11 protein-coding genes are annotated in these 13193 nt (G+C 61.5%); all 11 read left to right on the forward strand.

From position 1 onward, the window contains the following. Positions 1 to 5: 5 nt before the first annotated feature. Entirely contained in the window at positions 6 to 3548 is a 3543-nt protein-coding gene (locus BLP99_RS00105) for a glycosyltransferase (RefSeq protein WP_092179468.1), read from the forward strand. Positions 3549 to 3593: 45 nt separating this feature from the next. Then, positions 3594 to 4322: a class I SAM-dependent methyltransferase gene (locus BLP99_RS00110; protein ID WP_072458144.1), complete on the forward strand. Its 729-nt coding sequence runs from the start codon at positions 3594 to 3596 to the stop codon at positions 4320 to 4322. Continuing rightward, the gene (locus tag BLP99_RS00115; RefSeq protein ID WP_072458143.1) at positions 4319 to 5167 is read left to right on the forward strand and encodes an NAD-dependent epimerase/dehydratase family protein; all 849 of its coding nucleotides are present in this window, start codon (positions 4319 to 4321) and stop codon (positions 5165 to 5167) included. The genes BLP99_RS00110 and BLP99_RS00115 overlap by 4 nt, the downstream gene beginning before the upstream one ends. Further along, positions 5164 to 6141: an ATP-grasp domain-containing protein gene (locus BLP99_RS00120; RefSeq protein ID WP_072430247.1), complete on the forward strand. Its 978-nt coding sequence runs from the start codon at positions 5164 to 5166 to the stop codon at positions 6139 to 6141. Before BLP99_RS00115 ends, BLP99_RS00120 begins: the two co-directional genes overlap by 4 nt. Next, entirely contained in the window at positions 6122 to 6799 is a 678-nt protein-coding gene (locus BLP99_RS00125) for a metallophosphoesterase family protein (RefSeq protein ID WP_072458141.1), read from the forward strand. Before BLP99_RS00120 ends, BLP99_RS00125 begins: the two co-directional genes overlap by 20 nt. A 51-nt stretch (positions 6800 to 6850) precedes the next feature. Beyond that, entirely contained in the window at positions 6851 to 7996 is a 1146-nt protein-coding gene (rffA, locus tag BLP99_RS00130; protein WP_072458140.1) for a dTDP-4-amino-4,6-dideoxygalactose transaminase, read from the forward strand. A gap of 430 nt (positions 7997 to 8426) precedes the next feature. Beyond that, positions 8427 to 9164 (forward strand): flagellar basal body rod protein FlgF, encoded by a 738-nt coding sequence (locus BLP99_RS00135; protein WP_072430250.1) that lies wholly within the window; start codon positions 8427 to 8429, stop codon positions 9162 to 9164. 49 nt (positions 9165 to 9213) lie between these two features. Continuing rightward, on the forward strand, positions 9214 to 9999 hold the full coding sequence (gene flgG, locus BLP99_RS00140) for a flagellar basal-body rod protein FlgG (protein WP_053154880.1): 786 nt from the start codon (positions 9214 to 9216) through the stop codon (positions 9997 to 9999). 48 nt (positions 10000 to 10047) lie between these two features. Further along, a complete protein-coding gene (gene flgH / locus BLP99_RS00145) occupies positions 10048 to 10743 on the forward strand; it encodes a flagellar basal body L-ring protein FlgH (protein ID WP_072389553.1) in 696 nt (231 codons plus the stop codon). 45 nt (positions 10744 to 10788) lie between these two features. Beyond that, positions 10789 to 11859 (forward strand): flagellar basal body P-ring protein FlgI, encoded by a 1071-nt coding sequence (locus tag BLP99_RS00150; protein ID WP_165887907.1) that lies wholly within the window; start codon positions 10789 to 10791, stop codon positions 11857 to 11859. A gap of 10 nt (positions 11860 to 11869) precedes the next feature. After that, positions 11870 to 13186 (forward strand): flagellar assembly peptidoglycan hydrolase FlgJ, encoded by a 1317-nt coding sequence (gene flgJ, locus BLP99_RS00155; protein WP_072389551.1) that lies wholly within the window; start codon positions 11870 to 11872, stop codon positions 13184 to 13186. The last annotated feature ends 7 nt before the right edge of the window (positions 13187 to 13193 follow it).

Consider the following 13193-nt stretch of genomic DNA (forward strand, 5'->3'; position numbering starts at 1 on the left):
ACCCGATGTCGAACCTTGCGCAGCAGGACGCTTACTCGCTCGAACAGGCGTTGGCGCGTTTGCGGCTGATGTACGCCAAGCCCGAGCATCCGTATTACTTCCTCGCGCCTGCCTATCGTGAATCGTCGTCGGGCGTCGTCTCGTTGCACTACCTCTGTCATATGCTCAACCTCAGTGGCCGCGAGGCCTATATCTGCGGCACAGAGGTGGTCAACCCGGACCTCAAGACGCCGCTGATCAATTCGACGATCAAGCAGCGCCATGCGGCAGCGGGCAAAGTGCCGATTGCGGTTTATCCGGAGGTGTTCCCCGGCAATCCGCTCAACTGTTCGGTCGTGGCGCGTTTTCTGCTGAATTTCGAGGGGTTTCTCACGGGTAATGGCATGGATGCCGCTCCCACCGACCTGTTCTTCTATTACGCTGCCCGGCTCGCCGAGCACCGAGGTGACCCTGACGGCGACCTGTTGTGCCTGCCGGCCATCGATGTCGAAATGTTCTCGACGGTGGGCACCGCGACTGAGCGCAAGGGAAGCTATCTCTACCAGAACCGTCACCCTCTGGGCCTGATCGATTACTCGCAACTGCCGGCCGATATCCGCCTGTTGAGCATGGCCAATCCTTTGCCCCTGCCCGAGCTGGCCAAGCTGCTGCGCGGGGCCGAGGTGATGTACAGCTATGAGTGGTCGATGACCTGTGTCATGGCGGTGCTGTGTGGTTGCCCGGTGATATTCATTCCGGGGCATGGCGTCGACCAGCCACTGCTCGACACCAGTTTCTTCGGCAGCGTCGGCTTTGCCATGCTCGACCAGCCGGACCCGTTGGGGCATGCCCGGGCCAGCCTTGGTGACGCCTTGCAACGTTACGTCGAGCGCACTGCGTCTTTCTGGCAGCAACTGGATGTGTTTATCGCGAAAACCCAGGCAACCGCCGCTCGTGAGGCGGTCGGCAATCGTCTGGGAGCGCTCGACTGGTTGCGCAAACGCTACCCGACGGCGCAGCAGTTGCTTTTGATCAATGAGCGGTTGTCGGTCCCGGCGGCGCCTGCCTTCACTGTCGTGGTCCGCGATGACGGCAATCAGCTGGCATTGGCGCATACCCTGGACAGCCTGGATAGACAGTTGTACCAACGCATCCATGTCTGCGTGATCGGTAGCGCCGACCCGGGGCGAGCCAACGTCCAGTGGTTGGCGTGCGATCCGAAGCAGCCGGCGGCCGCGATCAATGGCTTGCTCCAGGGCGTCCAGAGCGACTGGTTCATGCTGGTGGATGCGGGGGAGGAATTTATCGCCGCGGGGCTGCTGGTGATGGCTCAGAATCTGCTCCAGGCGCCTGACAGTTGCCTGGCGGTATACGCCGACGAGGCGCTGCGTACGGGCGGTGTGGTCGACCTTTCGCTGCGACCCGATTTGAATCTGGACCTGCTCCTGGCGTTTCCGGCCGGTCTTTCTCGTCACTGGATGTTCCGTCGCGATGCGCTGGTGCGCTTGAACGGTTTTGACGATACCTGCGGCGATGCCTTCGAATTGGCTTACCAACTGCGCCTGATCAGCGAATGCGGGATGGCGAGCATCGGTCACGTCAGCGAACCGCTGTTGATTGCCAACGAGCTGCGTCATTGGCAATGCGCAGATGAATGCGCGGTCATCGATGCACATCTCCAGGCACGTGGCTACGGTCGGGCGCGAGCGATTGAACTTGCTACGACTGCGGGCCGCTATCGTATCGACTACGGCCACGAGCAGCAGGCTTCGGTCAGCATTCTGATTTACCTGGAAGGTCAACTGACGAATTTCCAGCGCTGTCTGGAAAGCCTGCTGTTGCACACTGACGCAGTGGACTTCGAGGTCTTGCTGATCGAGCCAGGCAACGATGACCCCGCGTTGCTGGAGTGGCTGGGGCTGGTCGAGCGGATGGGCGAAGGCCGGTTCCAGGTGTTGCGTTTCATGCCGGGGCAGTCTCGTGCGGGCATGTGCAATGCGGCGGCCCAGGACGCACGTGGGGAATACCTGCTCTGGCTCGATGCGCAAAGCGCTGTGCTGGAGCCGGGTTGGTTGCAGTCGTTGCTCAATCATGCCCAGCGTCCGGAAGTCGGCGCCGTGGGAGGCAAGCTGGAGGATAGCCAGGGTCGCATTCGCCAGGCGGACCTGGTGCTGGGGCTGGGCGCCATGGTCGGCCGGGCTTTTGAAGGTCTGCCCTCCGAGGCGGAGGGCTACATGGGACGGCTTGGGCTTGAACGCAATTGCTCTGCCCTGGGCGCCGAATGCCTGATGCTGCGTCGAGCGCTGTTCATTGAGGCTGGAGGCTTCGACAGCGACCCGCTGCTGGCGCCCTGGACCTCTGTCGACCTGTGTCTGAAGCTCCTGCAGGCAGGTTATCTGAATGTCTGGACGCCTTACGCGCGCCTGTTGATGGATTCTGTGGCTGGCATCCGTGCGAGCAGCCAGCAGGAAGATGCCTTGCTCGCACGCTGGTTGCCACAGCTGGCCCGCGACCCGGCCTACAACGCCAACTTTTCGCTGCGCGTCGGTGAGGGATTTGTCCGGGAAAACACTGATCTGTGCTGGTTTGCGCTGCAAGGCAGCGTACCGAGGGTGCTGGTCTGTGTCACCGAACAGCAGGCGGGCGCCTACTCGCGGCTGGTTCAACCCTTCAGTACGTTGCTTGAAGCAGGGCAGATTGAAGGCGTGGCTGTTTCAAGTCTGCTGTCGTCGGTGGAAATCGAGCGCCTGGCACCAACCACCGTGGTGTTGCAGCGCCCCCTGGACGACGCTGGGCTGCTGGCCCTGAGCCGCCTGAGGGCCTTTTCCAAAGCCTTCACCGTCTATGATCTGGATGGCTATCTACCGCAGATGGCGTTGAAGGGCGATTACGCTGCCGAAGAGCTGCTGGAGCGCCTGCGGTACGGAATGATGCAGGCCGATCGTGTGCTGGTCCCTACGCCCGCGCTGGCTGAACTGCTACAGGGTCACCACGACGATATTCGTGTGCTGGAAACCCTGCTGCCGGCTGCGTGGGGGCGTGTGCAAAGCAAGCGGCGCACTGGGCCCAGGCCGCGTCTGGGCTGGTTGGGCTGCAAGGATGCTCAGTTGTTGGCCGACGTGTTGCCCGCGTTCGCTGGCGAGGTGGATTGGGTGGTGCTCGGCGACTGCCCGGCGTCATTGCAACCTTTCCTGAAAGAACTGCACCCAAGTGTCGCGCAGCAGCAGTTGGCCGGGGCCATGGCCGCCTTGAATCTTGATCTTGCCCTGGTGCCCATGGCGGAAAACCTGGGCAATGCCTGTTCCGGCGACTTGCGTGTCCTGCAGCATGCCGCTTGCGGGCATCCGGTCATTTGCAGCCGAGTACCGGGTTTTATCGGTGGCGAGGTGTTGCCGCTGTCCCGGGTGAACAACGAGGCGCAGGAATGGATTCGGACGATTCGCATGCACCTGGAAGACCGTGAAGCCTCCGCGACGCTGGGCGATACCTTGCAGTCGACCGTACGTGCGCAGTGGCTGCTCCAAGGCGAGCGCCTCGACGCCTGGCGACGGGCCTGGTTGGCCGACTGATCCGTACAACTTATTACCTTTGCCCCCCAGCGGAGTGCATGTGACATGAGCAACGATCTCGATACCTTCATCGCAGCCTACAGCGACAGCTTTGGCTATGCGTATGACAACAACATCATTCTCAATTGGTATCCCCAACGCATCATGGCGCTGTGCACCAAGGAGCAAAGCCTGCTGGAGCTTGGTGTCGGCCATGGCTTCAGCACCCACCGCTTCTCGCAGTTCTTCAGTGAGCACACGGTGATCGATGGCTCCGCGTCGGTGATCGCTCAGTTCAAGGCGCAGTATCCGGACAATGCAGCCGAGATCGTCGAAAGCTATTTCGAGACATTCGATACCGACAAGCGTTTCGACCTCATCGTGATGGGGTTTGTCCTTGAGCACGTCGATGATCCGCAGGCCATATTGCAAAAATTCAAGCATTACCTGGCGCCGGGTGGCCGCTGCTTCGTGCTGGTTCCCAATGGGGAGTCGCTGCATCGGCGGTTCGGTCATGCTGCCGGTCTGCTTGACGACATGATGGCGCTGGGTCGTGGCGATCTGGAGCTGGGCCATGTGCGCAGCTATTCGCTTCAGACCCTGACCGCTGAGCTGGAAACTGCCGGGTTCCAGGTGGCGCGCAAGGAAGGTGTCTTCCTCAAGCCCTTCACCACCGGACAACTGCAAGAGCTGCACCTGGGGGGCGACATCCTTCACGCGATGTGCACCGTGGGCATCGATTATCCGGAGCTCAGCTGTGCGCTGATGCTCGAAGCGACAGTCGCCCCATCATGAAAAGCCTGGTGATTGGAAGTACCTCGGTCATCGGCAAGGCGGTCGCCCAGGCCTTGTCGTGCCTTGGCCCCGTCAAGCTGGCGGGGCGCCGGGATGCCGATATCGCTTTCGACCTGAGCCGCCAGGAGCCCTTCGCGTGCGACGAGCGTTTTGACATTGTCGTGCTGGCCGCCGCAGATTTCGGCGGCCGCCAGCCGGACGATCTGGTCCGCGCCGAACTGGTCAACAGTGTCGGTACGCTGGCGGCCTGCCGCCTGGCCGAGCAATGTGGGGCTCGTCATTTCATTCTGCTTTCATCGCGTTCGGCGGGTGACCGGCCGACGGATCCCTATTTCGGCATCTATTCGCTTTCCAAGCGCCATTCAGAAGAGGTGGCGAGTCTTTATTGCCGGGAACGGGGCATGACCCTTAGTGTTTTGCGCATCAGCCAAGTCTACGACGACGGCGAACAGTGCAGGCTTCACCAGCCGTTGCTGTACGCCATCGCCGATAAGGCACAGGCGGGGCAGGGCGTCGAGTTGTATGGCAGCAACGACGCCAGGCGCAACTATCTGCACCTGAGCGATCTGACCGAGGTCTGCGTGCGGCTGGCAAAGCAGGGCATCCCTGGTTTGTATAACTGTGGTCATCCCGAATCTCCCCGTCTTTCGGCGATTGTCCAGGCTGCGTTCGAGGCGTTCGGCAAGCCGTTGGATGTACGCTTCCTGCCCGAAAAGGGTGATATCCCCGACCTTGCCCCTTTCGAGTGTGCGCACGAGCTGTACCAGCAGATCGGTTTCACCCCTCGAATCGACGTTCGCCGGGGCTTCGAGCTGATGAGAGCGCACAGGGAGGGGCTGTCATGAAGACCGTCATGGTGACTGGCGTAGGGGCCATCATGGGGTACGGCCTGCTCAAGTCGCTGCGTGAAGCGGCTCCTTCTGTTCGCCTGGTCGGCACTGATATCTACGACGACGCTGTCGGCCGCGCCTGGAGCGATGTCTTCGAGCAGGCCCCGTATACCGCAGCCTCCGAATATGGACAGTGGCTGGGCGATACGCTGGCCAGGTACAAGGTTGATCTGCTTATTCCCGGCATCGAACAGGACGTTCATTGGTTATCGGACAACCGGGCACTGCTGGCCCAATGGGATTGCCAAGTGGTGCTCAACAACCCGCATCTGATCGATCTTTCCCGGGACAAATGGGCAATGGACCAGGCGCTGGTAGCGTTGGGGGATCCCAGCCGTATTCCCAGCCTGCTGTCGGGGGATTTTCATTCGCTCGAGGCTGCCCTGGGGCTGCCGTTCCTGCTCAAGCCGCGCCGCAGTTATGCCTCCAAGGGGCTGGTCTGGGTACGCGAAGAGCGTGACTTTACGCCTCATGCGGCGCTGCTCGGCGATTACCTCATGGCGCAGCCCATCATCGGCAGTGCGGCCGATGAGTTCACCGTAGCGGCTTTTGGCGACGGACAGGGCAATACCGGGCCCACCATCAATTTCCAGCGCAGGCTGGCCTCGGATGGCTCGACCGCCAAGGCCTGGGTATATCGGGATGACGCTCTGGACCAGGTCGTGGCCAGGCTGTGCCGTGCCTTCAAGCCGGTCGGACCGACCAATCTGCAGTTCCGTCGCGGTCATGACGGGTCCTGGAGCCTCCTCGAGATCAACCCGCGGATCTCTTCGACCAGTTCGATACGTCGCGCATTCGGTTACAACGAAGCTGCCATGTGCCTGGATCATTACCTCGACGGCAAGACGCTGACCCAGCCGGCCCTTCGGGGTGGTTTCGCTGTTCGTTATATAGAGGATTTCATCGTCTATGATCGGGATCATTTCTGACATACACGGCAATTACAGTGCCCTGCGGACAGTGTTGGCCAAGCTTGACGAGTTGGGTGTGACGCACATTATCTGCCTGGGCGACACGGCCGGTTATTACAGCCAGGTCAATGAGTGCTGCGATGCCCTGCGCGAACGGAACATCTTTTCCGTGATGGGCAACCATGACTGGTACCTGGCCAGGAACGAGCGCTGTCCTCGCTCCAATAGCGCCAATGCCTGCCTGGATTATCAACGGGGCGTCATCACCTCACAGAACCTGGCATGGTTGGGGGCGCTCCCTGAGCGCTCTACCCAGCATGACTTGAGCATTGTCCATGGCGGCTGGAACGATCCGCTGGACGAATACGTGCGTCCGTCACAAGCGTATTTCATGCCGTTTCCCGGTCGTCATTTCGTGTCAGGCCATACCCATGTCCAGCACTTGTGGAGTGGCGAGGACAAGGTCTATTGCAATCCCGGTTCCGTCGGCCAGCCACGTGATGGTGATCCCCGGGCAGGTTTCGCCACTTGGGATGGCGAGATATTCCACCTGCATCGGATTGAATACGACATCGGTGAAACCCAAGAGGCAATGAAGGACGCGGGATTCACCCCGTATTTTTATGAAAACCTTGAAACAGGCAGCCAGATAGGTGGGCGGCTCAGTGCGGTTTAAGACTTCGCGCTGTGCACCACTGATGACTATGCCCACCCATGGAAGTTTGCAATGAGCCAAGAAACGATCGCCTTCAACAGCCCCTACATGACCGGCAGGGAGCTGGATTACATTGCCCAGGCCAAGTTCGGAAACATGCTCGCCGGTGATGGCCCATTCACCAAGAAGTGCCACCGCTGGCTGGAGTCCAATACTGGTTGCAGCAAGGCATTGCTCACGCATTCATGTACCGCTGCGCTGGAGATGGCGGCTTTGCTGCTGGATATCCAGCCTGGCGATGAAGTCATCCTGCCCTCCTATACCTTCGTCTCCACCGCCAATGCCTTTGTATTGCGTGGCGCAGTGCCGGTCTTCGTCGATATACGACCCGATACCCTGAATCTGGATGAGCGTCTGGTCGAGGCAGCAATCACATCCCGGACCAAGGCCATCGTGCCCGTCCATTACGCCGGGGTGGCCTGCGAGATGGATGCCATCCTGGCGATTGCCCGCAAGCATGGGCTGGCAGTGGTTGAAGACGCCGCACAAGGCGTGATGTCGACCTATAAAGGCCGAGCACTGGGCAGCATCGGTGACCTTGGAGCATTCAGCTTTCACGAAACCAAGAACGTGATTTCGGGTGAGGGCGGGGCTTTGCTGGTCAATGACCCCGAGCTGGCGCTGCGGGCCGAGATAATTCGGGAAAAAGGTACCGATCGCAGTCGTTTCTTCCGGGGCGAAGTAGACAAATACACTTGGCAGGAGGTGGGCTCGTCGTTCCTGCCCGGAGAAATCATTGCCGCCTTCCTCTGGGCCCAGTTGGAAGAAGCCCAGGCCATCACCCATCGCCGTCTGGCGATCTGGCATAGCTACCATGCCGCATTGGCGGAGCTGGAATTCCAAGGGGTGCTGCGTCGTCCGATAATCCCTGAAGATTGTCAGCACAACGCCCACATGTACTACGTGCTCCTCGCCCCGGGCGCAGAGCGCCAGGCGGTGCTCGATACGCTGAAAAAGCATGCGATCCATGCCGTGTTCCATTACGTGCCGCTGCATTCTTCGCCTGCGGGCGCACGTTATGGGCGGGTTCATGGCTCGATGGAAATCACGGATGGCTATTCCGAGCGTTTGTTGCGTCTGCCACTCTGGCTGGGCATGACCGACGACCAGCAAGGTCGGGTGGTGGAAACCCTGGGCAATGCCTTGATGAGAGCCTGACTGGCTGGTTGAAAGTATGACCGAGGCGTTGTCCTGCAAGGCCTCATTCGGCGAAACGCCGTGTCAGGGACCTGAGCTTCACTGACACACCTTGGTCTGGCCTCGGGGGTTGGCGGCCCTGTCGGGCCAGGAATATCCAGGCAAGTCGTGGGGGTGGCGGCTTGCGCTGCGCCTTAAATCGGACCTGTCCCTGGTCTGGCTTGTCCGTGATGGCCGGCGATGCCTCCAGCCTCCAGGCCAGCCCTTGCCACTTGGCGGCATGACACCGCCGGTTTTTCGTCTTCCATCGGTTGATGGCCTCCCTCTCGAAGTCCCTCAACCCCTTTGTTTGCCGGGCTTGGCGCCGTCAGGAAAAAGTTGGTCTGCAAATTGCTTGAGGCTGTGCAACACAGCAGTGGACGGCAAACGTCCGGCATGCAGAGGAACGAAAGTGGACAAGTACCTTTATGTGGCAATGACCGGCGCCAGCCAGAATGCGCTGGCGCAACGGGCCCATGCCAACAACCTGGCGAACATCTCCACCAACGGCTTCCAGAAAGACCTGGAGCAGGCACGTTCGATGCCCGTGTTCGGCGACAGCTTTCCGGCGCGGGCATTCGCCATGTCCGAACGTCCAGCCACGGACTTCACGCCGGGTGCACTGGTTGAAACCGGTCGCGACCTGGACGTGGCTGTCAGCGGGCCGGGCTGGATGGCCGTGCAGAACCCCGACGGGGGCGAAAGCTATGTGCGCACCGGCAGCCTGAACGTTGACGCCCTGGGCGTGCTGCGGGCCGGCAACGGCATGCCGGTCATGGGCAACGGCGGTCCGATCGCCGTGCCGCCGGAGCAGAAGATCGAGATCGGCCAGGACGGCACCATCAGCATCCGCGCCATGGGCGAAGGCCCGCGCGTGATGGCTGAGGTCGACCGCATCAAGCTGGTCAACCCGGACCCCAGGAACATGACCAAGGGCCTGGACGGCACGATCCGTACCAAGGACGGCCAGCCGGCGCCCATCGATGCCAACGTGCAACTGGTGTCGGGCTTCCAGGAAGCGAGCAACGTCAATGCCGTGGATGAGATGACGTCGGTGCTGGCCCTGGCCAAGCAATTCGAGCTCCACGTGAAAATGATGAACACCGCCAAAGAAGGCGACGAGGCCATGGCTCGGGTCTTGCAGATCTAACCATTAACTACAGCGTCGCGCCGAAAAACAGGCGTACGAGGAGAATCGAATGCTTCCGGCTCTATGGGTTGCCAAAACCGGTCTGTCCGCCCAGGACACCAACCTTTCCACCATTTCCAACAACCTGGCGAACGTGTCGACCACGGGCTTCAAGCGTGATCGCGCCGAATTCCAGGACCTGCTGTATCAGGTCAAGCGCCAGCCAGGTGCCCAGTCGACCCAGGACAGCGAGCTGCCGTCGGGCCTGCAAGTGGGTACGGGTGTGCGCATCGTCGGCACCCAGAAGAACTTCAACGCCGGCAGCCTGCAGACCACCGAGCAGCCGCTGGACATGGCTATCGACGGTCGCGGCTTCTTCCAGATCCTGCAACCGGACGGCACCACGTCCTATACCCGTGACGGTACGTTCCACCTCGATTCCAATGGCCAGATCGTCAATGCCAGCGGTTTCGCCCTGGAGCCGGCCATCATCATCCCGAACGATGCCCAGACCTTCACCGTGGGCCGTGACGGCACCGTGTCCATCACTGTGGCGGGCAACCCGGCCGCCCAGGTGATCGGCAACCTGCAGACCGCCGACTTCATCAACCCGGCCGGCCTGCAAGCGGTGGGCAACAACCTGTTCCTGGAAACCGCCGCCAGCGGTGCGCCGCAAGTCGGCACGCCGGGGTTGAACGGTTTCGGCACCACGCTGCAGAACACCCTGGAAACGTCCAACGTGAGCACCGTTGAGGAGATGGTCAACATGATCACCACCCAGCGCGCCTACGAGATGAACTCCAAGGTGATCTCCACCGCCGACCAGATGCTCTCGTTCGTTACACAGAATCTGTAATCACGTCAGGGCGACCCTGGGTCGCCTGCAACACCTAGAGGTAGGGTCATGAATCGCTTTGTATCTGTACTGGCACTGAGTGGGATCACCGCGCTCGCGGGCTGCGTCGCGCCTACGCCCAAGCCCAATGACCCGTACTACGCTCCGGTGTTGCCGCGCACGCCGTTGCCGGCCGCCGCCAATAACGGCTCGATCTACCAGGCCGGCTTCGAACAGAACCTGTACAGCGACCGCAAGGCCTTCCGGGTCGGTGACATCATCACCATCACCCTGAACGAGCGGACCCAGGCCAGCAAGAACGCCAACTCGCAGATCGACAAGACCAGCGAGACCAGCGTCGGCCTTACCTCGCTGTTCGGTTCCAGCCTGACCACCAACAACCCGATCGGCAGCAATGACCTGAGCCTCAACGCCGGCTATGGCGCCGACCGGGCCACCAAGGGTGACAGCAAGTCCGGGCAGAGCAATAGCCTGACCGGTTCGATCACCGTGACCGTCGCCGATGTGCTGCCCAACGGCATCATCGTCGTGCGGGGCGAGAAGTGGCTGACCCTCAACACCGGTGACGAACTGGTGCGTATCGCGGGTATGGTCCGTGCGGATGACATCGCGACCGACAACACCGTTTCGTCGACTCGTGTGGCCGATGCGCGCATTACGTACTCGGGTACCGGTGCGTTTGCCGATGCGAGTCAGCCGGGCTGGTTCGACCGTTTCTTCCTCAGCCCCAAGTTCCCTTTCTAGGTGGTCAAGTTGAATCTTAAACAGCTGTTGCTCGGTGTCCTGGTCATGTCGGCGGCCTTCAGCGTTCAAGCCGAGCGCCTGAAGGATATCGCCAGCATCTCCGGCGTGCGTTCCAACCAGTTGATCGGCTACGGCCTGGTCGTGGGGTTGAACGGCACGGGTGACCAGACCACCCAGACGCCGTTCACCTTGCAGACCTTCAACAACATGCTGTCGCAGTTCGGCATCAAGGTGCCGGCGGGTTCGGGCAACGTGCAGTTGAAGAACGTCGCGGCGGTCTCGGTCAGCGCCGATCTGCCGGCGTTCGCCAAGCCCGGTCAGCAAGTGGATATCACCGTTTCCTCCATCGGTAACTCCAAGAGCCTGCGTGGTGGCACCTTGCTGCTGACGCCGCTCAAGGGGATCGACGGCAACGTCTACGCCATTGCGCAGGGCAACCTGGTGGTGGGTGGTTTCGATGCCGAAGGGCGCGATGGTTCGAAGATCACCGTCAACGTTCCGTCGGCAGGTCGCATCCCTGGCGGTGCGTCGGTGGAGCGTGCGGTGCCGAGCGGTTTCAACCAGGGCAACAGCCTGACGCTGAACCTCAACCGTTCCGACTTCACCACCGCCAAGCGCATCGTCGACAAGATCAACGACATGCTCGGCCCAGGCGTGGCCCAGGCCATCGACGGCGGTTCGATCCGCGTCACTGCGCCCCTGGACCCGAGCCAGCGGGTCGACTACCTGTCGATCCTGGAAAACCTGGAAGTCGATCCGGGCCAGGCGGTGGCGAAGGTCATCATCAACTCGCGCACCGGTACCATCGTGATCGGCCAGAACGTCAAGGTGTCGCCAGCGGCGGTGACTCACGGCAGCCTGACGGTGACCATCACCGAAGACCCGATCGTCAGCCAGCCGGGGCCGTTGTCCAACGGCCAGACCGCCGTGGTTCCCCGCTCGCGGGTCAATGCCGAGCAGGAAGCCAAGCCGATGTTCAAGTTCGGCCCGGGCACGACCCTGGATGAAATCGTCCGGGCGGTGAACCAGGTCGGCGCGGCACCGGGCGACCTGATGGCGATTCTCGAAGCCTTGAAGCAGGCCGGCGCGTTGCAAGCCGACCTGATCGTGATTTAAGGAACGAGCCATGGATATGCGCAAAGGTGCCTTGATCAGCGGGGATTCGGCTTCCTACTCGGACCTCAATCGCCTGAATCAGCTCAAGGTCGGCGACAAGAACAGCGACGGTAACCTGCGCAAGGTGGCGCAGGAGTTCGAGTCGCTGTTCATCGGCGAGATGCTCAAGTCCATGCGTTCGGCCACCGAGGTGCTGGGCAAGGACAACCCCATGAATACGCCCGAGGCCAAGCAGTACCAGGAAATGTACGACCAGCAGTTGGCCGTTTCCATGTCCCGCGAGGGCGGAGGCATCGGCCTGGCGGATGTGTTGCTGCGTCAGATGTCCAAGAACAAGCCCCTGGCATCGGGCGAGGCGGCCACGTTGTCGGCCGCCAAGCAGCAAGAGGCGCAGGATCAGGTTGCCAAGGCACCGGTGCCCACGCCTGTGGCTGCCGGAACCCTGTCCGACGGGCCTCTTTCGCGCACCAGCGGCCAACGTCCGCTGTGGGCTTCGCGGGCCGTGAGGGCACCGCAGGAAGCGGGCGAGGGTGGTCACCGCAACGACATGGAGCTGCTCAATCAGCGTCGCCTGGCCTTGCCGCCGAAACTGGCCGACCGACTGTTGGCCGGGCTGGTGCCTTCGGCTGTGGCCAATGGCAAGGTCAATGCCGATGCCCCCGCGATGAACATCCTGCCGGACCGCGCCGTTACCGGCGTCAAGCCTGCCTCTGGCGAATTGGCCAATGGCGACTGGTTGGCGACGCTCAAGGCCGCCGAGTCCAAGGGCGACATGCAGATTTACGGCCGCGCCGTGGCACAGCCGCCGCTGGCGCCGGCGCGCAAGGCTTTCCGCGATGCCGACGAGTTCGTCAACGCCATGTTGCCGATGGCCAAGGAAGCGGCAGACCGCATCGGTGTCGATCCGCGTTACCTGGTGGCCCAGGCTGCCCTGGAAACCGGTTGGGGCAAGTCGGTCATGCGCCAGCCCGATGGCAGCAGCAGCCACAACCTGTTCGGCATCAAGGCCAGCAAGAACTGGACGGGCGATTCGGCCCGGGCGATCACCAGCGAATTCCGCAATGGCGAGATGGTCAAGGAGACGGCCGAGTTCCGTTCCTACGCCTCGTACCGCGACAGTTTCCATGACCTGGTCAACCTGCTGCAAAGCAACAGCCGCTATCAAGATGTGCTGAAGTCGGCCGATAACCCGGAACAGTTTGTACGCGAGTTGCAGAAGGCCGGTTACGCCACCGATCCGAACTACGCCAGCAAGATTTCGAACATAGCCCGGCAGATGACGAGTTACCAAAACTACGCGTCGGCTGGCGCCACAACGACTTTATAAGGTCTGA

This window comes from Pseudomonas sp. NFACC32-1, assembly GCF_900101215.1.
Lineage (GTDB): Bacteria > Pseudomonadota > Gammaproteobacteria > Pseudomonadales > Pseudomonadaceae > Aquipseudomonas.

Bases quoted from the DNA above. Each gene is read 5' to 3' on its own strand.
- rffA (WP_072458140.1), top strand. From the start codon at position 6,851: ATGAGCCAAGAAACGATCGCCTTCAACAGCCCCTACATGACCGGCAGG.
- flgJ (WP_072389551.1), top strand. From the start codon at position 11,870: ATGGATATGCGCAAAGGTGCCTTGATCAGCGGGGATTCGGCTTCCTAC.
- flgG (WP_053154880.1), top strand. From the start codon at position 9,214: ATGCTTCCGGCTCTATGGGTTGCCAAAACCGGTCTGTCCGCCCAGGAC.
- BLP99_RS00125 (WP_072458141.1), top strand. From the start codon at position 6,122: ATGATCGGGATCATTTCTGACATACACGGCAATTACAGTGCCCTGCGG.
- BLP99_RS00105 (WP_092179468.1), top strand. From the start codon at position 6: ATGTCGAACCTTGCGCAGCAGGACGCTTACTCGCTCGAACAGGCGTTG.
- BLP99_RS00150 (WP_165887907.1), top strand. From the start codon at position 10,789: ATGTCGGCGGCCTTCAGCGTTCAAGCCGAGCGCCTGAAGGATATCGCC.
- BLP99_RS00115 (WP_072458143.1), top strand. From the start codon at position 4,319: ATGAAAAGCCTGGTGATTGGAAGTACCTCGGTCATCGGCAAGGCGGTC.
- BLP99_RS00120 (WP_072430247.1), top strand. From the start codon at position 5,164: ATGAAGACCGTCATGGTGACTGGCGTAGGGGCCATCATGGGGTACGGC.
- flgH (WP_072389553.1), top strand. From the start codon at position 10,048: ATGAATCGCTTTGTATCTGTACTGGCACTGAGTGGGATCACCGCGCTC.
- BLP99_RS00110 (WP_072458144.1), top strand. From the start codon at position 3,594: ATGAGCAACGATCTCGATACCTTCATCGCAGCCTACAGCGACAGCTTT.